The organism is Cobetia sp. SIMBA_158 (assembly GCF_046566945.1).
Lineage (GTDB): Bacteria > Pseudomonadota > Gammaproteobacteria > Pseudomonadales > Halomonadaceae > Cobetia > Cobetia amphilecti.
Genome location: NZ_JAWJYL010000363.1, coordinates 1 through 273, shown reverse-complemented (window position 1 = coordinate 273; position 273 = coordinate 1). Strand labels below are relative to the sequence as shown.

General features: G+C 33.3%; 1 protein-coding gene. It reads left to right on the top strand.

From position 1 onward, the window contains the following. Positions 1-202 (top strand): fructosamine kinase family protein (locus tag R2R70_RS20300; protein WP_410978944.1); only part of this gene is annotated, 202 nt, incomplete at its 5' end. Positions 203-273 lie beyond the last annotated feature (71 nt).

The following is a 273-nucleotide window of genomic DNA, read 5'->3' as shown; positions in this document are numbered from 1 at the left end:
AGTTGATATAGCAATGAGCGAGCTATTTGCGCCACTACCCGATGAATGTTATGTTGCCTATAATAAGCAATATCCTCTTCTATCAAGCTATCAAAAACGTAAACATATTTACCAACTATACCCTATTTTAAATCATGCAAATATTTTTGCTGGGCACTATCTTACTGAAGCTAAACAACATATAGATAAGCTTATGCAATAAGTGTAAATAAACTGTCATAACACGCTAAACAGACTATATTTAAAGGGTTCTAAGGAGTTCAGTTTTACGTC